This is a genomic window from Caldisericia bacterium (assembly GCA_030018355.1).
GTDB lineage: Bacteria > Caldisericota > Caldisericia > B22-G15 > B22-G15 > JAAYUH01.
In genome coordinates this window covers 1-24,597 of record JASEFN010000001.1, presented here as the reverse complement: position 1 = coordinate 24,597, position 24,597 = coordinate 1, and the positions used below count along the sequence as shown (strand labels likewise).

General features: G+C 26.4%; 29 protein-coding genes. 25 read left to right on the top strand and 4 right to left on the bottom strand.

Annotation, left to right across the window (positions count from 1 at the left end; all coding sequences use genetic code 11):
• Positions 1-620: 620 nt before the first annotated feature.
• The 5 genes from QMD25_00145 to QMD25_00125 all read left to right on the top strand — a co-directional run bounded on the left by QMD25_00145 (position 621) and on the right by QMD25_00125 (position 7,080).
• Positions 621-1,427, top strand: coding sequence for a site-specific DNA-methyltransferase (locus QMD25_00145; protein MDI6860413.1), 807 nt, complete (start codon positions 621-623; stop codon positions 1,425-1,427).
• 20 nt (positions 1,428-1,447) lie between these two features.
• Entirely contained in the window at positions 1,448-2,650 is a 1,203-nt protein-coding gene (locus QMD25_00140; protein ID MDI6860412.1) for a hypothetical protein, read from the top strand.
• A gap of 116 nt (positions 2,651-2,766) precedes the next feature.
• Positions 2,767-3,309, top strand: a complete 543-nt coding sequence (locus QMD25_00135; protein MDI6860411.1) for a TetR/AcrR family transcriptional regulator — start codon at positions 2,767-2,769, stop codon at positions 3,307-3,309.
• Position 3,310: 1 nt separating this feature from the next.
• Positions 3,311-5,353 carry an MMPL family transporter gene (locus tag QMD25_00130; GenBank protein MDI6860410.1) on the top strand — a complete coding sequence of 681 codons (2,043 nt, stop codon included), beginning with the start codon at positions 3,311-3,313 and terminating at the stop codon, positions 5,351-5,353.
• Between the two features lie 2 nt (positions 5,354-5,355).
• A complete protein-coding gene (locus tag QMD25_00125; protein ID MDI6860409.1) occupies positions 5,356-7,080 on the top strand; it encodes a hypothetical protein in 1,725 nt (574 codons plus the stop codon).
• 2 nt (positions 7,081-7,082) lie between these two features.
• On the opposite strand, the gene QMD25_00120 is transcribed toward QMD25_00125, so the two are convergent.
• From QMD25_00120 to QMD25_00110, 3 genes are all read right to left on the bottom strand, one after another.
• On the bottom strand, positions 7,083-8,000 hold the full coding sequence (locus QMD25_00120; protein MDI6860408.1) for a KaiC domain-containing protein: 918 nt from the start codon (positions 7,998-8,000) through the stop codon (positions 7,083-7,085).
• 28 nt (positions 8,001-8,028) lie between these two features.
• Positions 8,029-9,069 carry an HD domain-containing protein gene (locus QMD25_00115; GenBank protein ID MDI6860407.1) on the bottom strand — a complete coding sequence of 347 codons (1,041 nt, stop codon included), beginning with the start codon at positions 9,067-9,069 and terminating at the stop codon, positions 8,029-8,031.
• A gap of 148 nt (positions 9,070-9,217) precedes the next feature.
• The gene (locus QMD25_00110; protein ID MDI6860406.1) at positions 9,218-9,355 is read right to left on the bottom strand and encodes a hypothetical protein; all 138 of its coding nucleotides are present in this window, start codon (positions 9,353-9,355) and stop codon (positions 9,218-9,220) included.
• 169 nt (positions 9,356-9,524) lie between these two features.
• On the opposite strand from QMD25_00110, the gene QMD25_00105 reads away from it, so the two are divergent.
• Together QMD25_00105 and QMD25_00100 are read left to right on the top strand one after the other, a co-directional pair.
• Complete coding sequence (locus tag QMD25_00105; GenBank protein MDI6860405.1) at positions 9,525-11,189, top strand: hypothetical protein; 1,665 nt, start codon at positions 9,525-9,527, stop codon at positions 11,187-11,189.
• Positions 11,190-11,204: 15 nt separating this feature from the next.
• Positions 11,205-11,750 carry a nitroreductase family protein gene (locus tag QMD25_00100; GenBank protein ID MDI6860404.1) on the top strand — a complete coding sequence of 182 codons (546 nt, stop codon included), beginning with the start codon at positions 11,205-11,207 and terminating at the stop codon, positions 11,748-11,750.
• Between the two features lie 7 nt (positions 11,751-11,757).
• Here QMD25_00100 and QMD25_00095 read toward each other — a convergent pair whose 3' ends face one another.
• Positions 11,758-12,441 carry a S24 family peptidase gene (locus QMD25_00095; protein ID MDI6860403.1) on the bottom strand — a complete coding sequence of 228 codons (684 nt, stop codon included), beginning with the start codon at positions 12,439-12,441 and terminating at the stop codon, positions 11,758-11,760.
• Positions 12,442-12,564: 123 nt separating this feature from the next.
• Here QMD25_00095 and QMD25_00090 point away from each other — a divergent pair, with 123 nt between their 5' ends.
• The 18 genes from QMD25_00090 to QMD25_00005 all read left to right on the top strand — a co-directional run.
• Positions 12,565-12,729 (top strand): hypothetical protein, encoded by a 165-nt coding sequence (locus tag QMD25_00090; GenBank protein MDI6860402.1) that lies wholly within the window; start codon positions 12,565-12,567, stop codon positions 12,727-12,729.
• Entirely contained in the window at positions 12,726-13,322 is a 597-nt protein-coding gene (locus QMD25_00085; protein MDI6860401.1) for a peptidoglycan recognition family protein, read from the top strand. Before QMD25_00090 ends, QMD25_00085 begins: the two co-directional genes overlap by 4 nt.
• Entirely contained in the window at positions 13,322-13,516 is a 195-nt protein-coding gene (locus QMD25_00080) for a hypothetical protein (GenBank protein MDI6860400.1), read from the top strand. The genes QMD25_00085 and QMD25_00080 overlap by 1 nt, the downstream gene beginning before the upstream one ends.
• Before the next feature lie 45 nt (positions 13,517-13,561).
• Entirely contained in the window at positions 13,562-13,780 is a 219-nt protein-coding gene (locus tag QMD25_00075; GenBank protein MDI6860399.1) for a DUF2922 domain-containing protein, read from the top strand.
• Positions 13,781-13,843: 63 nt separating this feature from the next.
• Positions 13,844-14,014, top strand: a complete 171-nt coding sequence (locus QMD25_00070; protein MDI6860398.1) for a YvrJ family protein — start codon at positions 13,844-13,846, stop codon at positions 14,012-14,014.
• Positions 14,015-14,170: 156 nt separating this feature from the next.
• On the top strand, positions 14,171-14,530 hold the full coding sequence (locus QMD25_00065; protein MDI6860397.1) for a hypothetical protein: 360 nt from the start codon (positions 14,171-14,173) through the stop codon (positions 14,528-14,530).
• A gap of 4 nt (positions 14,531-14,534) precedes the next feature.
• Positions 14,535-14,762, top strand: coding sequence for a hypothetical protein (locus QMD25_00060; protein MDI6860396.1), 228 nt, complete (start codon positions 14,535-14,537; stop codon positions 14,760-14,762).
• Between the two features lie 11 nt (positions 14,763-14,773).
• Positions 14,774-15,085 (top strand): transcriptional regulator, encoded by a 312-nt coding sequence (locus QMD25_00055; protein ID MDI6860395.1) that lies wholly within the window; start codon positions 14,774-14,776, stop codon positions 15,083-15,085.
• A gap of 172 nt (positions 15,086-15,257) precedes the next feature.
• Complete coding sequence (locus QMD25_00050; GenBank protein MDI6860394.1) at positions 15,258-16,076, top strand: alpha/beta hydrolase; 819 nt, start codon at positions 15,258-15,260, stop codon at positions 16,074-16,076.
• Positions 16,077-16,078: 2 nt separating this feature from the next.
• Positions 16,079-16,879, top strand: a complete 801-nt coding sequence (locus QMD25_00045; GenBank protein MDI6860393.1) for an alpha/beta hydrolase — start codon at positions 16,079-16,081, stop codon at positions 16,877-16,879.
• A gap of 1 nt (position 16,880) precedes the next feature.
• A complete protein-coding gene (locus tag QMD25_00040) occupies positions 16,881-17,867 on the top strand; it encodes a ketoacyl-ACP synthase III (GenBank protein MDI6860392.1) in 987 nt (328 codons plus the stop codon).
• Positions 17,868-17,879: 12 nt separating this feature from the next.
• Positions 17,880-18,620, top strand: coding sequence for a 3-oxoacyl-[acyl-carrier-protein] reductase (gene fabG, locus QMD25_00035; GenBank protein MDI6860391.1), 741 nt, complete (start codon positions 17,880-17,882; stop codon positions 18,618-18,620).
• Between the two features lie 35 nt (positions 18,621-18,655).
• The gene (locus QMD25_00030) at positions 18,656-20,230 is read left to right on the top strand and encodes an ABC transporter substrate-binding protein (GenBank protein MDI6860390.1); all 1,575 of its coding nucleotides are present in this window, start codon (positions 18,656-18,658) and stop codon (positions 20,228-20,230) included.
• A gap of 80 nt (positions 20,231-20,310) precedes the next feature.
• Positions 20,311-21,054 carry an ABC transporter ATP-binding protein gene (locus QMD25_00025; protein ID MDI6860389.1) on the top strand — a complete coding sequence of 248 codons (744 nt, stop codon included), beginning with the start codon at positions 20,311-20,313 and terminating at the stop codon, positions 21,052-21,054.
• Positions 21,055-21,759, top strand: a complete 705-nt coding sequence (locus QMD25_00020; GenBank protein MDI6860388.1) for an ABC transporter ATP-binding protein — start codon at positions 21,055-21,057, stop codon at positions 21,757-21,759.
• A 2-nt stretch (positions 21,760-21,761) separates the two neighbouring features.
• Positions 21,762-22,628 carry a branched-chain amino acid ABC transporter permease gene (locus QMD25_00015; GenBank protein ID MDI6860387.1) on the top strand — a complete coding sequence of 289 codons (867 nt, stop codon included), beginning with the start codon at positions 21,762-21,764 and terminating at the stop codon, positions 22,626-22,628.
• 1 nt (position 22,629) lies between these two features.
• Positions 22,630-23,571: a branched-chain amino acid ABC transporter permease gene (locus tag QMD25_00010; GenBank protein ID MDI6860386.1), complete on the top strand. Its 942-nt coding sequence runs from the start codon at positions 22,630-22,632 to the stop codon at positions 23,569-23,571.
• Positions 23,564-24,597: TetR/AcrR family transcriptional regulator (locus QMD25_00005; protein MDI6860385.1), on the top strand; the 1,034-nt coding region annotated here is incomplete at its 3' end. The genes QMD25_00010 and QMD25_00005, both read left to right, overlap by 8 nt.

Here is a 24,597-nt window from a genome sequence, read left to right as displayed (position 1 = left end):
AATCTTTAATTTGTTAAAGAGAACTATTGATAATATAATTGATATTTATTTTTTATAATTCCTTTGATAATTAAACTATAAGGAATTGGAAATTTAGATTAGACAAAGAAATTAAAATGAATAATAAGTGTAAGTTATTAGAAAATAAAATTAAAATAAACACTTTTAAATAATTTAATATTTTTATTATTCAGAATGTTTTAGAATTAGATCTGTAAAAAATATATTGAGAAAATAATTATATTTTACAATCAAACGTATAAAATTAAGAATAATAATTTTTGGTTTATCAAATACAAATAATTAATACTATTCAAATATATTAAATGTTTATTACTTTATTTCAAAGTAATGTAAAGTGGGATAAAAAAGAATATATTCTCATATTTTATTTAAAAATTTTATAGAAATAGATTATGGATTTATTTAAAAATTTAAATTTATAGAATATTAATTCTAAAGAATCAATTAAAATATAGAGCAATTAAAGTTAAAATTAAATCAATAATTGAAATTAGAATTTAAAGAAGATTAATCATGATAATTTATGATTTTAATTTTAAACCGTTACTTAAAGAGGCACTTTATTTTAATTATTATTATTATAAAATTATATTAAGATGAAGTATTTAGAGTTTAATCAAATATACAACATGGATTGCATTGAAGGCATGAAGTTAATACCATCTAATTCAATTGACTTAATTATTACCGATCCACCTTTTGCAATTGATTTTAAATCTAAGAAAAGCAACTATAATAGAAAAGAATCAAGAGTAATAAAGGGTTATAATGAAATACCAAAGGAGGAATATTATAAATTTACAACCAATTGGATTAAAGAAGCATATAGAGTATTAAAAGAGAGTGGTAGCATGTATATTTTTTCAGGATGGAATAATCTTAAAGATATTTTAATTGCATTAGACGAACAAAAATTTATACTTGTTAATCATTTAATTTGGAAATATCAATTTGGAGTTGTAACTAATAGAAAATATATTACTTCACATTATCACATATTATATGTTTGTAAAAATGATAAATTAAGAAAGTTTTATCCATACGCAAGATACAATAAAGATGACAAAGATGATAAAGGGCGAAAATTACACTATCTTGATAGAGAAGATGTTTGGTTTATAAAAAGAGAATATTGGACTGGTGCTCAAAAAACACCAACAAAATTACCATCTGAATTAATCAAAAAAATTATTATGTATTCAAGCAAAGAAAATGATATTATTCTTGATCCATTTTTAGGTTCAGGGCAAGTTGTTTTTATTAGTAAAATGATGAATAGACAATTCATTGGTTTTGAAATTGTGAAAGAATCTTATGAGTTTGCAAAAAAAAGATTAGAAAATAATATATATAAATTAAAAGATACAAAAGAAATTGTTGAAAATTATTTATTTAATAAATGATAAATATGGATTTAAAATTTTTGTTCGAATTAACTTCTAATTTGTGCGAAATCGGTTTAAAAAATAAAAATATATTATCCATTAATGATGTAGAAATTTTTAAATATTACTTCGAAAATGATAGATTAAAAAGTGATGAACTTGATGACTATGATGGAAAATTTACTAGAAGAGAGATATTATCTAGATATATTTTATTAAGTGTAATTTTGGATCAAGGACCAGATATAAAAGGAAATAGAATATTTTTAAAAAATGTTATTAACGAATTATATCGTAAAGAAATAAGAATATTACATAGACCAATTGACTTTTTTAAAGAATTAAATATTGCAATAGATGAATTATTAATACAGCATGATTCAATTAAGAAAATTAGAGCTAATGAATGGGCCTTAGAAAATAATACAAATCCATTAAAATATTCATTATTTTTTGCACAATCACAAAGAGGTATAGTTCCAAATAAAGTCTTAGACTTTGCAATTCATAGAATAGGTGTTCCATTATCTTTTTTATATTTATTAGAAAAAGATTTAAATAATCAAAATGTGATTTCTGAAGAACCATTAGTTGAATATATTGAGTCTTACCCTTCAGCAGAATTAATGACTAAAAATTTAAAAAGTCATAATAGATATGGACTGGGTAATGCTATAGGTGATAAAGCTTCCCATCTCTTTGCAAAATTATATGTAAGTATATTTTCTTTAGTTAAAAAAAATAATACTGGATGGTCAAATATATCATATGAAGTTCCTTTTGATAGTAATGCTGGCAGAGTATTATTTAGAACAGGATTTTTATTTGAATTAGCGAATGAAATGGATCTCATTCAATGGAATGTAATACAAAAAGGAAAAGGTAAAGAAGGGAAAAGTTATATAAGAGTTACTAATTTAAGAAATAAAAAAATAAAAAATAACATAAATGAAAATTTATTTGAAGAATATAGATATATCATAAATAAATTTTTTAAAGAAAATGTTAGAAAAACTATCAAAGTAATTGAAATTCAAAGATTTCCTAATTTATTGATTTATAAATTAAATAATGAGTTTAATAAAAATTATTCAATTGCCGATTTTGATAATGGTCTCATTAATATTGGGCTCAAATATTGTTTTAATCATAGTAATCCAAAATGTTCAGATTGCACAATTAATAAATTATGTAAAGGTTATAAAGTAAACAACAAATTAATTTATAATTACACAACTTAAATAAAACTACTAAAATAATTTCTAAATATTTCAATAACTTCAATTAAGTAAATTTTGAATATTGACACTTTTAATCTATTTACTATAATTATAATTGACTAACTGGTCAGTCAATTATGAATAAAAAGGATAGAATTGTTGAAGAGGCATTAAAACTATTTTTAGAAAAAGGTTTTAATGAAACAAGTGTTGATGAGATAACAAAAGCATCTTCAATTTCAAAAGGTAGTTTTTACACATATTTCAAATCAAAAGAAGAACTATTAGAAACAATTGTAAAAGAACTATTGAGTAATGTTGAGAAAAGATTCTTAAGCATTATTGAAAAAGAGAAAAAGGATAAAGTTGAATATCTTATTGATTTTTTTGAATTTAATATTTCACTTGCAAAGGAATTCTCTTCATATGTTTTAACAATTATTAGAGATATAGGTTTTTCTCCCAAAAAGGTTAGAGAGAGTTTAAGAGATGCTCTTTTAAAAGAAATAAAAGAAAAAATAAGAAATTTTTTAAAAATTTTTAAAAAAGATGTTGATGAAATTGACACAACTATTTTATGGGGAATTACTCTTTCTTTGTGGGGAAAGATTTTGTTTGAGAATGAGATGATTGATGTCAAAGAGTTAAGTAAAAGAGTTTTAAGAATTTTGGGAGGTTAAAATGAAGAGTATATTTAGGTTTATTGTAAAAAATAGATTAATAATTTTTATTGTATTTATAATTTTAATTGTTATCTCACTCTTTTATTTCAGAAATGTAAAAATTACATATGATATTTTTAAACTTCTTCCTAAAGATATTGATTCAATTAAAGGCATAGAAATTTTAAATAAAGAATTTTCAAGAGGTGCAAATTTAACAATTCTTATTAAAACAGATAAAATAGAGGAGTTAGAAAAAACTATTTTTGAAATTGAGTCTCTTCCTTTTGTTGAATCAATAAATTCAATAAAAGATTACACTGATATTTCTTTACCAGAAGAATTTTGGAAAGAAGAGGTTAAATCTTGGTATAAAGATGGATATTTTAGAATTGAGGTTGCACTTAAAAAAAGTGAAAATTATTCATCTCAAATTGCTTCTTTAAGAAAAGTTTTACCAGAGAATGCATCACTTACTGGAAGTGAAGTCATATCTGAAGAGTTAAGAGAAAGTTTTAAAGGAACAACTGAAAGATATTTTTTAATTGGAGTTATTCTTGTTTTAATTTTCCTTTTATTTACTTTTCCAACTATTTTTGGACCAATTTTTATACTCATTTCAATGGTTACAGGTGTTTTAATAAATATTGGTATTTCTGGTTTTTTAAAAACTGAAATTTATTTTCTTGCATTTACTATTGTTTCAATTCTTCAACTTGCAGTAACCCTTGATTATTCCCTCTTTTTGTACCATAGGTATATTGAAGAAAGAAAAAAATTTGAAAAAGAAGAAGCAATGGAAGAAGCGCTATTAAAAACATTTAAACCTATTTTATTAAGTGGATTAACAACAATTGCTGGTTTTTATGCTTTGACATTTGGAAGAATAACAATTTTTAGTGAGGCTGGTTGGATTCTTGTAAGAGGAGTTTCGCTTTCTCTCCTTTCCACATTTTTATTCTTACCCTCTCTTCTTGTGATTTTTGATAAATTTGCAATAGGTGGAGAACATAAAATATTTACATTTAAGTTGGAAAAGTTAGGAAAATTTTTAAGTAAATACTCTTTTGTATTTACATTAATTTTTATTTTTATAATAATCTTTTCATATTTTGGGTCAAATAGAATAAATCTTATTTATGATTTAAAGAATTTTTATCCAAAAGATCTAAAATCAATTGAGGTTTTAAATAAAATAAATGAAATTTTTGGAGAAAAAGAAGTTCTTTATCTTGTTTCAAATAGAGAAAATAATAATTTCTTAAATCTTCTTTCAAAAATAAAGAATCTTGATGGAGTTAATGAAATTGTTCACTATTCAACAATTTTAGATCCTTTAATTCCTCAAGAATTTATTTCAGAAGAGATTTTTAAAAAATTTTTATCAGAAAATTATGAATTGGCAATTATTTATTCAAAATATAAAATAGATGAAAGAGAAGGAGAATCTTTAAGAAAAGAAATCGAAAATTTAATTAAAATTAATGGTCTTTATGATACATATTTAACAGGTGATTCTCTTTTCTTATCTGACCTTAAAAAAATTGCAATGGAAGATCAAACAAAGACAACAAAACTATCTTTTATCTTTATTATAATTTTAATTTTCTTAGGATTTTTATCTCTTATTGTTCCATTAATTTTAATTTTTATAGTTAAAGGTGCAATATGGACAAATATAGCATATTATATATTAATTGGAATTTCTTCTCCATTTTTTATTCCAACAATGTTGAATACAATTCAACTTGGAGCAACAATAGATTATTCAGTTCTTGTTTATTCAAGATATGAAGAAGAAAGAAGGAAAGGTCTAAATATAAATGAAAGTGTTATTGAGAGTGTAAAATGGAGTTCTAATTCATTAATTACAAGTGCTGGGACAATGATTCTTATGACACTTCCAGCAGCAATTTTATCAAAAATTCCTCTAGTAAACTTTACGATGGGAAGTTTAGGGAGAGGTGCATTTCTTTCTTTAATATTTTCTCTTATTTTCTTACCCTCTATTTCAAAAAGTTTAGATAAATTAACTCAAAAATTATCTATTTTAAGGAGGTGAATATGAAGAAAATAATTTTAATATTTTTGTTTCTTACATTAATATTTATTCCTCTTTTATCAATTAATTCTCAAATAAAAGTTTATGATAATGAAAATATTTATGTTTTATGTGATTCATATGGAAATGTTAAAGATGCAATTTTAGTTGATTGGATAAGAGTAAAAGGAGAAGGTAATTATGAAATTTTTGATCCGATTAAAAATCTAACACAAATTAAAAAAATTTTTGGAGAAGGTGAAATTGAAGTGAAAGAAGATAAAGTAATAATTAAGGGTGCAAGCAAAAATTATCAAGATACATATTATAGAGGAAATTATAGTGGTGAACTTCCGTTTAACATTTCAGTTAAATATTTCCTAAATGGAAAAGAGTCTAACCCACAAGATATAAAAGGGAAAAGTGGAAAAGCCAAAGTTTTAGTTAAAGGAGAAAGTAAAGTTAAAGTAAATAATGGAATAGTTCCATTAATATTTGTTTTAACTTCATCTCTTGATTCATCAAAAATAAAGGAGATAAATTTAAGTAATAATTTAAAACCACAAATTTTAGGCAAAAAATATCAAATAAGTTTAATGACAGTTCTTGATCCAAAAGGTGAGGTTTATTTTGAATTCACAAGTGAAAAAATTGAATTACCAGAAATTTTAATATCTATATCTCCTGGAATTATTTCTTTTGAATTACCAGATTTTTCATCTCTATGGAAAAACTTAATTCAAGGAACCATTGGACTATCAAAACTTATTGAATATCAAAAAATTTATGTTGAAGAGATAAAAAATAATTTAACAAAATTAGATTTATCTAATCTCAATGAAATCGAAAAAGGAATCTCTGACCTCATGCTTATATCACAAGGGATTAACCTTCACTCAAATATTTTATTAGAAATATCAAAAGGAATTGATGTTCAACAATTAAATTCTCTTAAAATGTTGCCTCAAACTTTTGATTTAATAATAAATAATTTAAAGGAGATCAACAAAAATCTTTTATCTATTCAGAATTTAATTGATGGATATTTAGAAATTATAAATAGGATTAAAAATTTAAATGAAATAAATAAAAATTTAGCAAAAAGTATTAATGATGATTTGAAATTAAAATTAATTGAAAATCTTGAAATTGAGAGTTCTTTAATTAATATCTTATTAAATGGTGGAAAATTGAATGAGACAATTTATATAATCTCTTTGAAAGAACTTAAGGATAATATTAAAAAATTATATGATGGATATGAAACAATAGTGAATGGTCTTGAAAATTTAAAAATGACTCTTTATGGATTAAATTCACTTATTGATTTAAATATAAAGATGAAAGACACTTTAGATAAAGTTGTAAATGGTGGTGTAATTGAAGGAAAATCTTTACCAGGATTTAATAACTTATCTAATTTATTAAATACTGGCTTAAATAAATTAAAAGAAGGGTTAAATTTAATTCAAAATAAAATAAGTGAAAGTTTTAAAGAACTAATTAACTCACTTAATATTTTAATAAAAGGTGGTAAAGTTAAGAATCTCTATTTTTATGGAATTGAGGATACATTAAATGGAATAAATAATATAAAAGTTGGAATAGAAAGTGCTAATAAAGAAATTGAGAAACAAAAAGAGAATTTAAACAAAAAGAAAGAATTAACTAAAAAATTTGATTATTTTATTGGAAAGCCAGAATCAAGTGAAAGTAGTGTTCAGTTTATTGTGAAAATAACTCCTTAAATTTATCTTGTAGAAATTGGATCAAGAATTCTTATTAAACCTAAATCTGTTATCTCCATAAAGTGTGTTTTTGTATCATGTCCACACATTCTGCATCCATCAATTCTGAATAATCTTACAATATCGCCAATCTCCTTTTTGTATAATTTTGCTTTAATTCCAGAATCAATCATTTCTTTTGCAAAAACCATTGTTCCATCAACTATATGACCAACTGCATAACCTCCTGCCGCTTCTGCTGTAAACTCTTCGTGTCCGCTTCTTTTTTGAGAAACAAAAAGTGCTGTTTGATACCACTTTTTCATAAAGTTAAAAAGAATTCTTACAACTGCTCTTGCCATCATCTCTTTATTTTCATAAAGTCCTGTAACTGAATCAATGATAGTAAATTTTACTTTGTAAGTTTTTATAACATATGCAAGTGTTGATAGTAAATCTGGAATGTTTTCTCTTAAAACAGAATGAGAAGCAGCATCTATTAAAATTATATTATTTTCAAATTTGGAAAAATCATAACCAAGTGCTTCTGCTCTATGTTTCATTGAAACAACAACAAAATTTGCCGGTGATTCAACTGTTATAAAACAAACCACATTTCCTCTTCTTGCCTGTTCAACTGCAAATTGTTCAACCATTAATGATTTACCTGTGTCAGATACTCCAGTTATATTAAAAACAGAATAAGAAGGAATTCCATTTAAACTTTTTTTAATAATTTTTCCATTTTCACTTTCAACTGTGAAGAAAAGATTATCTAAACCTTCAACACCAGTTTGAACTCCGTAAATTTTAGGAGCAACTTCAAGCGCTTTGCTACCTGTAAAAATACTCTCTTTAACTACTTTTTGTTCTTCACTCTGTTCTTTTTGTAAAGACTCTTCTTCTTTTGTTTCTGTTTGAACTTTCCTTTCTCTTGCCATATTTCCTCTTAATTTTATTATAACTAACTTAAACTAATTTTTCTATTATTTTCAATGCTACTTCTACTACTTTTTCATCATATAAAATACCTTTATATTTATTAAGTTCATCTTTTACCATCTCTTTGCTTAATGAAGCTCTATATGGTCTATTTGAAAGCATAGCATCGACTACATCTGCAACTGCAAGTATTCTTGCTTCAATTAAAATTTCATCATTTTTAAGTCCATATGGATAACCAGATCCATCTAATCTTTCATGATGTTGAAGAATTATTTTGTCAGTGGGTTCAGGAAGATTCATATCTTTTACTATTTCATAACTTTTAATCACATGTTCTTTTATTAAACTATATTCTCTTTCATTTAATTTTCCATATTTATTTAAAATTTCAGAAGGAACAAAAATTTTTCCAAGATCATGAAGAAAAGAAGCATATTTTAATGCCTTTAAACTATCGTTTTTCAAATTTAACTCTTTTCCAATTAAAGATGAAATTTTTGATACCCTTAAAGAATGATCTCCAGTATATGGTTCTCTCATTTTAATGATTTTTAAGAATGCATTAAGTATAAGATTTAATTTTTTTTCATGTTCTCTTTCTTTTTCCATAATCCTCTCCTTGTCAATAAATTTTGATATACCAAGATTAATGCTATTTGAAATTTCTTTTAGATAAACTAAATTTTGTCTTTTTAATACAATAGAATTATTTGAAAGAAAATTAATTAAACCAATTAACTCTTTTTCATATTTTAGAGGAAAAAAGATTGAATATTTATAATTTAAAAAATTTTCAGATTTTTTAATTAAATACTCCTCTTTTTCTAATTTATTTAAAATTATTTTTAACTCATTTTTAATCTCTTTTTCATTTATTTTACAATCTCTATTAAATCTAAAAACTCTATCCCTTTTCTTTAAATAAATTATTGAGATGTCAATAAAATCAATTTTTTCTATTTCTTTAAAAGTCTTTTTTATGAAGGTTTGGATTTTTTTAGAATTAATTATTATTCTATTAATATTTCTAAAAATATCATAAAATTTATATTTTTCTAATAACATTTTATATTCAGAGTTAAACTTCTTATTTAAATTAAATATCTTTATATCCTTTAATAAAGGAGAAGGCGCTTTATTTAAAAAATTAATAAACTTATCTTTATTTTTCTTTTCTATAAAAACCTCTTTTTAATTTTTAAATTAAATTTAATTACTCTTGAACTAACTCAATTGGAGTTGATTGTTTTAATGGAGAACCACCAGTATCAGAAGGGTCTGCAAAAACCTTAAATCTAACAAAAGTTATAAGCACTAACACAATTAAAACAAAAATCAAAAATTTTTTCATTCTACACCTCCTTTTTTATTAATTTAAAACATATCAAGTGATTGTCAAATTTTTGGCATAAACTTTTAATCATTAATTCATAAATTTTTAAATATAAAATTAACATACAAAAAAATTTTAAATTTTTGAATTTGTAATTTACCATATTATATGATAAAATTTAGTTATAATGAATATTAAAGTACCTTATTTATCTAAAAAAATACTTGATTTAGGTTCTTATACAAAACCTCTATTAAATTTTATTCTTGAAAATAAAGTAGATCCACCTTTAAGGCACTATTTACGATCTCTTGAATTTATTTGGAAAAGAGAATATGATAAGGCAAAAAAAGAAATTGAACTTGGTTTGAAACTTTGTAAGAAAAATATTTCTGTATTTTATCTTTTGTTATCAAATAAATTTGTTATCTCTTACTTTTTAAAAGAGAAGGAATTTGAATTTTTATATAGAGAAATTAAAAGAAATTTAAAAAAGGCTCCGCCAACTATAAGAAAAATTTTAAATCAATTTTTAATAAATTATCCATTAATATCAAATAAAAGCAGTCTTTCAAAATCAAGATTTTGGAGCAAAGAAAAAGAATTATCAAAATCAACAAAACTCTTTCTTTTGATTAGAAAAGCAAGAGAAAAAATAAAAGAGAATAAAATTGAAGAGGGGATAAATTATTATCTTAAAGGATATAAAATTGGTAAAACCATTCCACATCCTTCAGGAATAATAACCTGTCTAAATGATATTTCATGGTATCTTAAAGATATTAAACCTTTTAAATCTCTTTATTTTTCAGAAAAAGGGCTTTATAATCTTGGCTTTTTCTATGAAGATCCAAAAATGTATTTTTATCTTTTAGACACTTCATTTTGGATTCAAAGAAATTTCAATTATTATAGAATATTTGAAATTTCTAAATTAATAAATAATTATGATGGTGATATCTATTTAAAAGAGAGATATTCAACTCTTTTTAAAGAGTCAAAGAAATTTTTGGTTGATTTAGAAAAAAGTTTATATGAAAATTCAACTAAATTAAAAAAATATTTAAGAGAGAAAATAAAAAATATTACTCTTGCTTCAAAATTAACAAATCTTCCAAGATATACAATTAGAAGTATTTTGAACAATAAAACAAAAGTCATTAGAGGTGAAACATTAAAGAAATTTATAAATGGATTTAGTTTTGAAATTGAGAGTGATACTCCAAAAGAAATTTTTAATGAGATTATAAAACTTAAATTATTTAACAATTTTGAAAAAGGCCTCTCTTTTCTTGAAAAGAAAAATTTAAATTATGGAAAAAAACTTGTTATAGCAACATATATTTCTCTATTTAATAGAGAAAAAGATTTTAAAACTCTTTCAAGAAGAGATGTTTTAAAGAAATTGTTCTATCTTTATGAAAATAATTTTGATAAGTTGAAGGAATACCTAAAGACAAACTTAGAATTCATCTATTTTGTTTTTAATATTATCAACCCAAATCCATTTATCAAAGGAAGAAGAGATCTTATTTTAAAATTTCTAAACCACTTGAATGTTGATGAATTAAATAGATTTATTGATTTTTATTTAAATTTAAAAGAGAAAGAAAGAGAAATTTTAGATATATTTTTAAGAAATTACATAAGATTTTCGAGATTATCAATTAATTTAAATGTTAAATTTGAAAATTATATTTTATTGAAAGAAATTTCAGAAAGTTTAAAACTAAATTTTGACTTTTTGATTCTTTCTTTATACTATTTTTCAAAATGGGATAGAGTAAAAGTTAAAAGAATTTTAATTAAACTTATTTTAAAATTAAAAAAAGAAAAAATAAGACTTTTTTAAATTTTGGAGGATAGTATGAATGTTAAGGAGGCAATTGAAAAAAGAAGGGCATATAGATCATTAAATCAAATTGAAATTAGTGAAGAGTTAATAAAAGATCTTTTTAATTCAGCAATTCTTGCACCATCATGTTTTAATAACCAGCCAGAGAGATTTATTTTTGTAAAAAATAAAGAGAAATTAAATGAACTTTTTGAAGCACTTTCTAAAAATAATGACTGGGTAAAATTTAGTTCGATGATCTTAGTTGTATATTCAAAAAAGGAGTTAGATTGTGATATCAAAGGAAGAGAATATTATCTTTTTGATACTGGTTTAGCTATTGGATTTTTGCTTTTAAGGGCAACTGAACTTGGACTTGTCGCTCATCCAATTGCAGGTTATGATGAAGATAAAGTGAAAGATATTTTAGGTATTCCTAATGAATATACAGTTATCACTTTAGTTGTTTTTGGTAAAAAAAGAGAAGAGATTAGAGACATTTTAACTGACAAACAGAAATCACAAGAATTAGAAAGGCCAGCAAGAAAAAGTTTTGATGAGATTGCAAAAGTAATTTAATCTTTATTTATCTCCATGTTTTAACAACTTTAATTATCTTAATATCATCATGCTCATTTAATTCAATTTCTGGATAATCTTTATTTGCTGGTTTTAATTTCCATTTACCGCCTTCAAAAACAAGTCTTTTTAATGTTGCTTTTCCATTAATAATTGCAACAACTAAACTATTATTCTCCCATTGTAGTTTTTCATTAACAAGAAGATAATCTCCTTCATATATTTTTGCATCAATCATACTATTTCCCTTAACAATTAAAGCATACTCAACATTTTTTGTTTCATCATATGGAAGTTCAAGATATTTAATTGGTTCTCCTTCTCTTTCAATTTGAAGAGGTTCTCCTGCTCTAACAAAACCTATTACTGGTATCTTTTTAACTGGAATCCCTTTCATTTTATAAAGAAAATCTAATACTTTTTTTCTTTCTTCTTCATTTAAAGATTTTATAATACTAAAAAGATAATATTTCTCATCTCTTGTTATAACAAGAGAATCTTCATCAAGAAAATATGATATTGGTACATTAAAGATTTCTGATGCTTTAACAATAAATTTTATTCCAGGAGTACGAAGACCCTTTTCAATCTGATAAATTGCTTGACGAGTAACTCCTAATCTTTCTCCAAACTCTTCTTGACTTAAACCCAGTTCTTCTCTTAATTTTTTAAATCTTTCTCCAATGTTCAACTTTAGCCTCCTTATATTAATTATATCAAATTGTTTCTATATTTTCTATCAATCTCTTGACAAATGAAAAGTAATTGATATAATATATGTAAACAGATTGATATAATTTAAGGAGGTGATTTTTTGAAAGATACAGAAATAATTTATGAAATTTTAGCAAGAGTTTTGGGTGAGAGAAACAAGGTAAAAATTTTAAGGAAATTAGAGATTTTGGAGAAAAAAGAGAAGGAGGATATTGAGAGATTACTTAATCTTGTTAAAAGTGTAAAGGAGTTGAAAGAACTTTGAAAATTGAATACATTGTTGTACATCACTCTGGTATAAAAAATGGTGAAAACGATCCATACATTGTTTGGGAATCAATAAAAAGAAATCACCAAGCAAAATATAAAAGTAGATACCCATGGTACATTGCAGATTATCACTTTGCAATAACAAAAGATTTAAGAATATTTAATGGAAACCCAATTTCTCTTCCAGCATTTCATTCAGGTGATGATTATATAAATTTTAGAAGTCTTGCAATTTGTTTCTTCGGAAACTTTGATTTAGAAATTCTTGACAGAAAGCAATTTGAATTAGGAGTTTTAAAGATAACAGAACTTGCAAAAGATTTTTCTATTCCAGTAAAAAGAATTTTAAGACATTGTGATATAGTTCCAACAAATTGTCCAGGAAGAAATTTTCCATTTGAAGAACTTAAAGAAAGAGTTCAATCAAATTTGAATAGCAGTTGGAGAGAAGAGGCAATTAAATTTATAAAAGAGAAAAATTGGATAAAGAATGACCATAAACCAACTGAAATTGTTGATTTAGGAACACTTGCCCAGATTCTAAAGAATTTTTATGAAATTGAAATTAAGAAAGGAGGTGAGAATTAATGGCAGTAATAGATGAAAGACATTCAATAAGAATTGTTTTTGGGACAGAGGGAAACACAAGAAGTGAAACTCAGAATTTCCTTAAACCAACTGCTACAGATGCTCAAGTTGAAGAGTTTGTAACAAGGCTTTCTCAATTAATTAATGATCCTCTCTATACTTCTTTTAGAATTGTTAGAAAAAGATACGGTTAATCTTTATTTTTTTAAGCACTTTGAAAATGAAAGGAGGTGAAATTTATGGATAAGCAACTTGTCCTTGTATTTAACACTGAAACTGAAGGAAGAAGTTTCATTATGAGATTCAATAATCCAAAAGATAATATTACCAGTGAGCAGATTCAAGACTTTATGAACTGGATAATTCAACAAAACATTTTCTTAACAAGATATGGCGAACTTGTAAGTGTTAGAGATGGTGGAATAGTTGAAAGAAACTTCAACGACTTAATTCCATAAGAAGATTTCAAGGTGAGTGGGAGGTAACCTCCTACTCACCTTTTAAAAAGGAGGTGAGGCTCTTTGGAATTAACAATTGAAGATTTATTAAGACTAATTGGACAGGTTGGATTTCCAATAGTTGTTGCAACCTATCTTTTAATAAGAAATAATGGAAAGATGGATAAATTAAAAGAAGCAATTTTAGAACTAAAAGAAGCAATAACCCTTTTAAGAGAAGAATTAAATAGGTAATTTATATTATGGGGTCAGATCTTTCAATAATTAATTTTTAAAAAGCAATTTTAATAGATCTGACCCCAAATTTTTTTTATTTCTTGACAAATATTTCAAACTAATATATAATATAAACTAGTTTAAAAAATAAACAATTATTTTAGGAGGTCTACAATGAATGAATCAATTAATGAAGTTAAAAAGAAAACTTTTCAATATTGGACAATTGATGGTGTGCCAGATTTGTATATTGGATTCTGTTTAATTCTCTATACAATACTAACTATGTTATATACCAAATTTGGGTTTTCTTTAATATTAATTTTTAGAAATATCTCCTTATTATTTTTAATTGCATTTGGTCGTATCATTATTGATAAAATTAAATTTTATTTTACTTATCCTCGAACAGGTTATGTTGTTTATAAAAAACCAACTCCTAAAGAGTTATCATTAAGAATTTTATATAGTTTTTTTTGTTGCAATTTTACTTATTTTAATTGTAATTTTTATTTTATCTACAAGAGGAATTGAAGGTTTGAAAAAATTTTACACTATTCTGTTGCCATTCTTTTTTGCAATCTTTTTATTAATTATTTCATATTCTCAAAAAAATATTCGTTATCTAATCTATGCAATCATTGGTGTAATAAGTGGTTTGTATATAATCTCAGTTGAAGTGATGTTTGCAATAACAGGTATTTCAATGATAATTGGTGGATTGATTACTCTTATTAGATATTTGAACAAGTATTCTGTTAATTAAAGGTAAATATTATGAATAAAAATTCTTTACCTAAAATACCAAATATTGACGAAGTTATTCACTCACCCGCACGCTTAGCAATTATGTCAATATTATCTATAGTTAAAGAGGCTGACTTTGTTTTTTTATTACATGCTACTCAACTAACTCGTGGCAACCTTTCAGTTCATCTTACTAAACTTGAGAAAGCAGGATATATTGAAATAGAAAAAACTTTTCGTGGTAGACTCCCATTAACAATATGTCGACTAACACCTAAAGGACTCTCTGCATATGAAACTTATAGAAAATCCATGCTTGATTTTCTTAATATGAATAAATAAGAAAAATTATAATTTAATTTTAAATATTTCTTTTATTTAAGGGTCAGGCAAAATAAAATTTTTTATAAATGCCTGACCTTTTTATTTAACATTCCACTTGACAAAGTTGAGATATTTGTATAAAATTACATATGATTCAGGTATAAAATTATACTTGAATCAGGTGTTAAAAATGGGGTATTTGAATATTAATGATACAAAAATTTATTATGAACTTTATGGTGAAGTGGAGCCACTCGCCTTACTAAATGGCATTTTCATGTCAACATCAAGTTTTTCTCAATTTGTTCCCACTTTTTCAAAAAAATATAAAGTTTTACTTCACGATTTTAGAGGACAATGGAATTCAGGAAAAGAAGGAGATTCTTACTCACTTGAACTTCATTCAAAAGATTTTTTTGAGTTATTAAATTCACTTCAAATTGAAAAGATTAATTTAGTTGGTATTTCTTATGGTGGTGAAGTTGCACTTTGTTTTACAACTCTTTTTCCTGATAGAGTTAAATCTCTAATTATAATCTCATCAGTTAGTGAAGTTGATGATGAGTTAAAAGAAAAGATTGAAAGGTGGATTGAAGGAGCGAAAACTAAAAATGTTGAATCTTTTATTAACTCTTGGATAAAAGATGTCTATTCAAAGGATTTTTTAGAAAAATATGAGAATATATTAAGGCAAAAACTTAAAGAGTCATTATTTAATTTTGATTATGATGCTTCAATTAAACTTATGGAATCATTCCTTAACCTTTATAAAAATCCATTAACACCAAAGTTAAAAAACATCTCTGTTCCAACTCTTGTTGTTGCAGGGGAATTTGATACTCTTAAACCAATTAAATTTTCAAAAATAATTCAAAAAAATATTCCTCAAAGTGAACTTTTAATAGTAGGAGATTCAGGTCACGCAATTACAGTTGAGAAACAAGAGGAGATAAAAACTGTTGTTTTAGGTTTTCTTGAAAAAATATCATTTTATGAAAGGAGGGAGTAGATTTGGGGTTCTTTAAAGTTAATGATGTGAATCTTTATTATGAGATTTATGGAGAAGGAGCACCTCTTGTTTTAATTGAGGGTCTTGCACAAAATATTTTCATGTGGAAATATCAAATTGAATATTTAAAAAATTACTTCAAAGTTGTTGTATTTGATTTAAGGGGAAATGGTAAATCTGATAAACCAATTTCAGGCTATTCAGTAGATATTTTCGCAGATGATACAATTGGGCTAATAAGAGGATTAAAATTGGATAAACCAAATATTCTTGGTGTTTCTCTTGGTGGATTTGTTGCTTTAAAAGTTTTACACAAATATGGAAAAGAGATAAATAAAGGAGTTTTAGTTAACACTGCTTATGGAGGTCCAAACTACATTCCACCATCTATGGAAGTTTTAAATGTCATGTTGACAGGAGGAGGTGGAAAAACTCCATTTGAAAAAGGATTTAATTCTCTTTCTCTTGGTTTTACAGAAAAGTTTATAAAAGAGAAAAGAGAGTTGATTGAAGAGATTGTAAATTCCCTTCTTGAAACTCCTCAACCTCCATATGCTTATCAAGGTCAAGTAACATCTGGTGCAAGTTTTAATATGGAAAAAGAGGTCCATGAGATTGAAAATGAAGTTTTAGTAATTATTGGAGAAAAAGATAAAATTGTGCCAAAACAAAATGGAATTAATTTAAAAAATAGTTTAAAAAATTCAAAACTTCACATAATAAAAGATGCTGGTCATCTCTGTTTTATTGAGAAAGCAGAAGAATTTAATGAGGTTGTTAAAAATTTTTTATTAGGGAGGTAATATGATAACCACAAGAATTTTATCAACAGGTATCTATTCACCACCTTTCACTTTAACAGATAAAAAAATTGAAGAGATGTATGGAAAAGAAACAAGAGATTGGATGGTAGAAAAATTAGGAATTTATGTCAAAAAAATATCTGAATCTTGGGAGGGAGCCTCAGATCTTGCAAAAAAAGCAGGTGAAGAAGCGCTTAAAAATGGAAATCTTTCTCCATTAGATATAGATCTTTTGATTGTTGCAACCGATACTCCAGATTTCTTTTCTCCAGCAACATCCTCAATAGTTCAAGCAAAACTTGGACTTAAAAATGCTGCGACTTTTGATGTGAATTGTGCATGTGCTGCTTTTGTTACAGCACTTGATATTGCAACAAGATATCTTCTTACAGAAGAAAAGATGAAAAGAGCAATGGTTATTGGAACCTATGCTATGACAAAATTTTTAAATTGGGATGACAAAATAACTGCACCAATGTTTTCAGATGGAGCAGGAGCGGTAATTTTAGAAAAAATTGAATCTCAAGAAAAAGGGTTTATCTCATCAAAACTTTTTGCAGATGGTACATATTGGGATTATCTTGGTTTATATTTAGGATCACAAGCAGTTCCAACTCCAGAATATATTAGAACTGGAAGACATTTTGTAAGATATAACAAAAAATATCCAGATGTAAATTTTGAGATGTGGCCAAAATTAATAAAAGAAGTTGTTGAGAAAGGAGGGTATAAGGTAGAGGACATTAATTTTCTTCTTTTCACTCAAGTGAGAAGAGTAACAATTGAAGATGTTATGAAGGTGCTGAATCTTCCTTTGGAGAAGACACATATGGTGATGGATAAATTTGGTTATACAGGTTCAGCATGTATTCCTATGGCACTTCATGATGCCCTTATGAATAACAAAATTAAAAAAGGTGATCTTGTTGTTATGTGTGCTTCTGGTGGTGGATACGCAATGGCTGTTTATTTTATGAGGTGGTTATAAGGAGGAGAGTAAATGAGGTTTAAAGATAAAGTTGCAATAATTACAGGTGGAGCAAGAGGAATAGGAAAAGAGTGTGCATTACTTTTTGCAAAAGAAGGTGCAAAGGTAATCATTTTTGATGTGAATGAAGAAGAACTGAATAAAACTCTTAATGAGATTAAAAATGAAGGAAATTATGCAGAAGGATATTTAGTTGACATAACAGATTATGAAAAAGTTAATGAAGTTGTAAACCAGATTTATGAAAAACATAAAAGAATCGATATATTAGTTAATAATGCTGGTATCACAAGAGATAATTTTCTTACAAAAATGACAAAAGAAGATTGGGATAAGGTAATAGCAGTTAATCTTACAGGAACATTTAACCTTACAAAATCTGTTATTCCTTTTATGTATGAAAAGGAGAGCGGAGTAATTATTAATGTTTCATCAGTTGTTGCAATTTATGGAAATGTAGGGCAAACAAATTACATTGCAAGCAAAGCAGGAGTTATTGGAATGACAAAGGGATGGGCAAAAGAGTTTGGCAAAAAGGGAATTAGAGTAAATGCAGTTGCGCCAGGTTTTATTAAAACTCCAATGACTGAAAAGGTGCCAGAAAAAGTTATTGAATTTATGATCTCAAAGACACCTCTTGGAAGAATGGGTGAAGCGGTTGAAGTTGCAAAAGCAATATGTTTTTTAGCCTCTGATGATGCATCTTTCATTACAGGGGCAATTTTAAGTGTTGATGGTGGTCTCACCATTTAATTTTAAAAATTTTTTTATTAAAAAGGAGGTTTTAAATGAAAAAATTAATTTTATTTTCTTTAATTTTAACTCTTCTCCTTAGTGTAGTTTTAACACCAAAAGCAAGGGCACAAAAAGAATTTTTCCTTGTTTTAACTGTTGGGCTTAAGAGTTATGTTTTAAATGGAATGCAACTTCAAATGGATGTTGCTCCTGAAATTGTTGCTGGAAGAACATTTGTTCCATTAAGACTTGTGGCTGAAACATTTGGTGCAGAGGTAGGGTGGGATGGTGTTTTAAAAGAAGTTACTATAAAACAAGAAGGAAAAGTTATAAAACTAAGAATTGGCTCAACAATAGCAACAATTGATGGAAAATCTTATTCACTTGAGGCAGCACCATATATTAAGTCTGGAAGAACAATGGTTCCAATTAGATTCATCTCTGAAGCACTTGGTCTTTCTGTTTATTGGGAACCACAGAGAAAACTTGTTTATATAAGAAGTAAAGCAAAATATACTGTTCCTGGAGTATCGCAAGATGAGATAAAAATTGGGACATTTGCAGCACTTACTGGTCCAGTTGCAATTATTGGTGTTCCATTTAACCATGGATTCCAAGCGTATATAAACTATATAAATGATCAAGGTGGTGTTTATGGAAGAAAGATAAAAGTTATAACTTTTGATGATCAATTTAACCCAGCATTAACAGTTACTGGTGTTAAAAAGATGGTTGAAGAGGATAAAGTTTTTGCAATAGTTGCAGGACTTGGAACACCAGGGTGTCTTGCTGTAATGGACTATTTAAATCAAAATGGTGTTCCATTTGTTTATCAAGGTTCAGGATCATCTCTTCTTGCAATACCTCCAAAGAAATATGTTTTTGCAGTTCAACCAAACTATATTAATGAAGGGCAAATTTTTGTTAAGTATATTGTAGAAGAGTTAAAGATGAATAAAATTGCGCTTCTCTATAGAGATGATGATGCAGGAAATGAAGGAAGAAAAGGAGTTGAGAAGGGAATTGAAAGATTTGGTGGACAACTTGTTCTTAAAACACCATTTCCAGGAACTGAGACAGATTTCACATCTTACTTACTTAAAGTAAAAGATAGTGGAGCAGATGCTCTAATTTTATATGAGCCAACAAGTTCTGCAAATGTTGCAAATGTTTTGAAAACAGCAAAGTCTCTTGGTTTAACTCAAAAAATATTCTTACCATATCCTCATTCAGGAATATATGCAGCAGCAGGAGAAGCAGCAGAAGGAGTTTATGTAACAGGATGGGTTGATTTTTCAAATCCAAACGATCCAGGTGTTAAAAAGTTTTACGAAGTTTGGTTAAAGTATTATCCGAAAGATAACCCACTCCTCTTCTCATATGCAGTTGCAGGATTTGTTGCAGGAGAAATTTTTGTTGAAGCACTTAAAAGGGCTGGTCCATATCCAACAAGAGATGCTATTGTTTGGGCTCTTGAGACATTCTATGGATGGAGTGGTTATGTTGCAAAAGATATAAACTATGGTCCAAATGAAAGGTCTGGTAAATACTCAATGTTCTTTATGAGAATAGAAAAAGGTCAACTAATTAAAGTTTCTGATTGGATTTCAGTTTACCAAAAACCATAAAAGTGAGTTAAAAGAGTTTAAAGGGGACTCCAAAATTTTGGAGTCCCCTTACCTTTTTATGAAAGGAGTGTGAGGTTAACTTGCTTAAAATTGAAAATCTTACTGTTGAGTTTGGAAAATTAGTCGCTGTTAATAATTTTAGTATGGAGGTTAAAGAAGGTGAAATTCATGGATTAATAGGTCCAAACGGTGCGGGTAAAACTACAGTTTTTAATGCAATCTATAATTTTGTTCCATATAAAGGCAAAATTATGTTTTTAGATAAAAATTTAAAAAACTTTCCAACATATAAATTAAATTATCTTGGAATATCAAGAACCTATCAAAACCTTTCTCTTTTTCCAACTCTAACTGTTTATGATAACATCGCTCTTGGTTTATATACAAAACTTAAGAGTAACTTTTTTAAAGATATTTTTGGCTTTGATGTTTTAAAAAGTAAAGACGTTAAAAATAAAGTTTTTGAAATTACAAACTTACTTAATATTACATACTATCAAAACTCATATCCAATCTTTTTACCATATGGAATTCAAAAATTAGTGGAACTTGGTAGAGCATTAATTAGTGAACCAAAACTTCTTCTTCTTGATGAACCAGCAGCAGGTTTAACAAAAGAAGAGAAAATTAATTTGATGGAAATTTTAAAGAAATTAAGAGATTTAGGATACACAATTTTAATTGTTGAACATGATATGGAGTTAATTATGGATATTTCAACTGTTATAACAGTTATGAGTTTTGGAAACAAAATAAGTGAAGGACCACCAGATTTTGTATCAAATGATAAAAAAGTTATTGAAGCATATTTGGGGGAGGGATAAATGCTTAAAGTAGAGAATTTGCATGTATCATATGGTCCAATTGAGGCAATTCATGGTGTTAGTTTTGAGATAAAAGAAAGAGAAATAGTTTCAATTTTAGGATCAAATGGTGCTGGAAAGACAACCATTTTAAAAACAATTTCTGGAATTTTAAAACCAAATAGCGGAGTCATAACTTTTGATGGAAAAGTGATAAATGGTCTTGATCCTTCTATTATTGTAAAACATGGAATAATTCATGTTCCTGAAGGAAGACATATTTTTCCTGATTTAACAGTTAAAGAGAACCTTCTTTTAGGAGGATACTTTTTAAATCAAAAAGAGATAAAAAATCAACTTGATTATGTTTTTCTTACTTTTCCAATATTAAAAGAGAGAATTAATCAAAAAGCAGGTTCACTTTCTGGTGGAGAGCAACAGATGCTTGCAATTGGAAGAGGTCTTATGTCAAAACCTAAAATTCTTCTTTTAGATGAACCATCTTTGGGTCTTGCTCCAATTATAATAACAAATATATTTAATATTCTTTATGATCTTTCAAAAAAAGAAGGACTTTCTGTTCTTCTTGTTGAGCAAAATGCAAAAAAAGCACTAGCAATTTCTGATAGAGCATATGTTTTAATGAATGGAGTAATAATTCTTTCTGGTGAAAGCAAAGAACTTAAAGATAAAGAAGAAGTTAAAAAACTTTATTTAGGGAGGTAAAAATGGTTCTTCTGAACTTAATATTAAGAGGACTTGTGAATGGTTCAATATATAGTTTAACAAGTATGGGAATAGTTTTAATTCTCTCAACAACAAATGTTATGAATTTTGCTCAAGGTGATATGGGAATGCTTCTTGCATATTTTGCCTTTTTCCTTCTTTTAAGAAATTTACCATATCCTTTTGTTATGGTTATGACAATTCTTCTTGGTCTTGTATTCGGAATCACTCTTGAAAAATTTTTGATGAGTAGAGCAAGGAAAGTTTCGCATATTGGAATGGTTATGATAACTCTTGCATTAACAATGATTTTTGAAGGATTTATAGGATACTTTTTTGGAACAATTCCAATGTTATTTCCAAAAGCAGTTTCAGGTCCACCAGTAAATATAAGTGGAGTTATTTTAGATAGACAAGATATTTTTACTTTTATTGTTTCAATCTTTGTGTTACTTATTTTCTTTATAATCTTATATAAAACAAAAATTGGAATTGCAGCAAGAAGTTTATCCCAAGATGAATATGGGGCAAAAATTCTTGGTATTCCTATTAACTCAATTTATCTTTTTATCTGGTCATCTGCATTTGCAATTGCAGGTCTCTCTGGAATGCTTGTTGCTCCTCGTCTTTCTCTTGAGCCAACATTTATGATTGTAATTCAACTTAAAGGTTTTATGGCAGCAGTTTTGGGTGGAATGAATTCAATTGTAGGTGCAGTTTTTGGAGGATTTTTACTTGGCTTAATTGAAAATCTTGTTGCTTTTTATATACCACAAATTAAAGATAGTTTCTCATTAATTTTAATTGTTTTTGTTCTTCTTTTCTTACCAAGTGGAATATTTGGAAAAAGAGAGATAAGGAGAGCATAATATGAAAAAATATTTACCTTATATTTTTTTAATTTTTGTTTTATTTTTACCCCTAATTTTTAAGACAAGACCTTCTCTTATAGGTTACTTTAATATTGTTTTAATTTTAGGAATTTCTGCACAAGGACTCAATTTGCTTTTGGGAATAGCTGGTCAAATTTCTTTGGGTCATGCTGCATTTATGGCAATTGGTGGTTATACATCAGCAATTCTTGTTATGAATTATAATTACCCATTTATTCTTGCTATGATTTGTGGAATTTTATTATCAGCACTCTTTGGTTTAATAATTGGTTTTCCATCTCTAAGACTTAAAGGTTTTTATCTCGCAATAGCAACAATGGCACTTGGAAGTGTAGTTCAAGATATAATTAAAAGATTGAAAATTACAGGTGGAGATCATGGTTTAAGAAATATTCCATCAATTAAAATTTTTGGATATGAATTTGCCTCAAACACCTCAAGGTTTTATTTAATTCTTGCCCTATTTTTAGTTATAATATTCATATCAAGGAACTTTGTTAAAAGTAGGAGTGGTAAGTCATTAATTGCGATGAGAGATTCTGAATATGGTGCTTTAACTGTTGGAGTTAATATTACAAAAGCAAAACTCCTTGCTTTTGTTCTATCTTCTTCTTTTGCGGGTCTTTCTGGAGTTTTATATGCCCATACAATTTCTTATCTTCATCCAATGAATTTTGGTCTTGCCCTTTCTGTTGAACTTCTTGCAATAATAATAATTGGTGGAATTGCAACTCTCTGGGGTCCAATTTTAGGTGCATTTATGTGGATTATTCTTCCTCTCGTAATAGGCTCGAGATTTGAGATGTTATCTAATGTATTCTTTGGAATTGCAGTTATTCTTGTTGTTCTTTTCCTACCAAGAGGGCTTTCAGAAATTATTTATAAATTAAGGGAGAGTTTAAAATTTCATAATGAATAGGAGCTCAATTTCAAAAAAAGGAGAAGAGACAAGGAAAAAAATTATTGATACTGCAATTAAAATTTTTAGAGAATTTGGTTATAGTGAAAGTTCCATAAAAAAAATTGCAGAATCACTTGGATTAAAAAACTCATCAGTTTATAGATATTTCAAAAATAAAAAAGATTTGTTTAATTTTATAATAAAAGATTTTGAAAGTAGATTAATTGAAAGAATAAAAGAGAAGATAAGAGAGAGAAAAAAAACAATTGAGAAGATTGAAAGATTTGTTATTGAATATATTGATTTTATAAAAGAAAATAGAGAAATTTATGATATCTTTAGAGAAGCAGAATTTGTTAACCTTTCTTTAACAAAATATTACTATAAAGAATTAGTTAAAATTCTTTCTGAAATTTTTAATGAGAAAATCAAAGAGTGTGATTGCGAGGCTCTTTCTTATTCAATCCTTGGTTCCTTTTACTTTATTATAATTAATCACCTTATTTGGGAAAATAAAGATTTAACCTCTGAAGAGATATATTCTCTTTTAGATTTTATAAAATATGGAATTGACAAAAAAGGCGACTTTTATCCATACTTAATAGAAGAGAAAAAATATAAAGAGATAAAAGAAAAAGAGAAAGAAAAAAGGGGAGATAGAACAAAAGAAAAGATTTTAAAAGTTTCTGAAAAACTTTTTGGAAAGAGAGGATATTCAAAAACTCACATATCACAGATAGCAAGAGCCTCAAATATTGGAGTTGGCACAATTTACCTATATTTCAAAACCAAAAAGGATCTTTTGAAGGAAGTTGTTTTTTACTTAAATAAATCTTTAAGAGATTACATAAATTATTATATTAAGGATTATAAAGATAGAAGAGAAATTGAAAACGCAGGTTTTCAAGCATTTTTCTATTTATTTAAAAATTTAGGATATAGATATAGAATTGTTAGAGAGTCAGAATTTGTTGATAGAGAGATTGGTTCTTGGTATTACAAGAGAATATCGTCATCATACACAAAAAGATTAAAAGAAGGAAT

Coding starts and splice junctions, on each gene's coding strand:
- QMD25_00110 (MDI6860406.1), bottom strand. CDS start 9,355: ATGAAAAAATTTTTGATTTTTGTTTTAATTGTGTTAGTGCTTATAACT.
- QMD25_00010 (MDI6860386.1), top strand. CDS start 22,630: ATGAAAAAATATTTACCTTATATTTTTTTAATTTTTGTTTTATTTTTA.
- QMD25_00015 (MDI6860387.1), top strand. CDS start 21,762: ATGGTTCTTCTGAACTTAATATTAAGAGGACTTGTGAATGGTTCAATA.
- QMD25_00115 (MDI6860407.1), bottom strand. CDS start 9,069: ATGTTATTAGAAAAATATAAATTTTATGATATTTTTAGAAATATTAAT.
- QMD25_00130 (MDI6860410.1), top strand. CDS start 3,311: ATGAAGAGTATATTTAGGTTTATTGTAAAAAATAGATTAATAATTTTT.
- QMD25_00120 (MDI6860408.1), bottom strand. CDS start 8,000: ATGGCAAGAGAAAGGAAAGTTCAAACAGAAACAAAAGAAGAAGAGTCT.
- QMD25_00105 (MDI6860405.1), top strand. CDS start 9,525: ATGAATATTAAAGTACCTTATTTATCTAAAAAAATACTTGATTTAGGT.
- QMD25_00030 (MDI6860390.1), top strand. CDS start 18,656: ATGAAAAAATTAATTTTATTTTCTTTAATTTTAACTCTTCTCCTTAGT.
- QMD25_00065 (MDI6860397.1), top strand. CDS start 14,171: ATGAATGAATCAATTAATGAAGTTAAAAAGAAAACTTTTCAATATTGG.
- QMD25_00080 (MDI6860400.1), top strand. CDS start 13,322: ATGGCAGTAATAGATGAAAGACATTCAATAAGAATTGTTTTTGGGACA.
- QMD25_00145 (MDI6860413.1), top strand. CDS start 621: ATGAAGTATTTAGAGTTTAATCAAATATACAACATGGATTGCATTGAA.
- QMD25_00100 (MDI6860404.1), top strand. CDS start 11,205: ATGAATGTTAAGGAGGCAATTGAAAAAAGAAGGGCATATAGATCATTA.
- QMD25_00125 (MDI6860409.1), top strand. CDS start 5,356: ATGAAGAAAATAATTTTAATATTTTTGTTTCTTACATTAATATTTATT.
- QMD25_00050 (MDI6860394.1), top strand. CDS start 15,258: ATGGGGTATTTGAATATTAATGATACAAAAATTTATTATGAACTTTAT.
- fabG (MDI6860391.1), top strand. CDS start 17,880: ATGAGGTTTAAAGATAAAGTTGCAATAATTACAGGTGGAGCAAGAGGA.
- QMD25_00135 (MDI6860411.1), top strand. CDS start 2,767: ATGAATAAAAAGGATAGAATTGTTGAAGAGGCATTAAAACTATTTTTA.
- QMD25_00040 (MDI6860392.1), top strand. CDS start 16,881: ATGATAACCACAAGAATTTTATCAACAGGTATCTATTCACCACCTTTC.
- QMD25_00075 (MDI6860399.1), top strand. CDS start 13,562: ATGGATAAGCAACTTGTCCTTGTATTTAACACTGAAACTGAAGGAAGA.
- QMD25_00020 (MDI6860388.1), top strand. CDS start 21,055: ATGCTTAAAGTAGAGAATTTGCATGTATCATATGGTCCAATTGAGGCA.
- QMD25_00055 (MDI6860395.1), top strand. CDS start 14,774: ATGAATAAAAATTCTTTACCTAAAATACCAAATATTGACGAAGTTATT.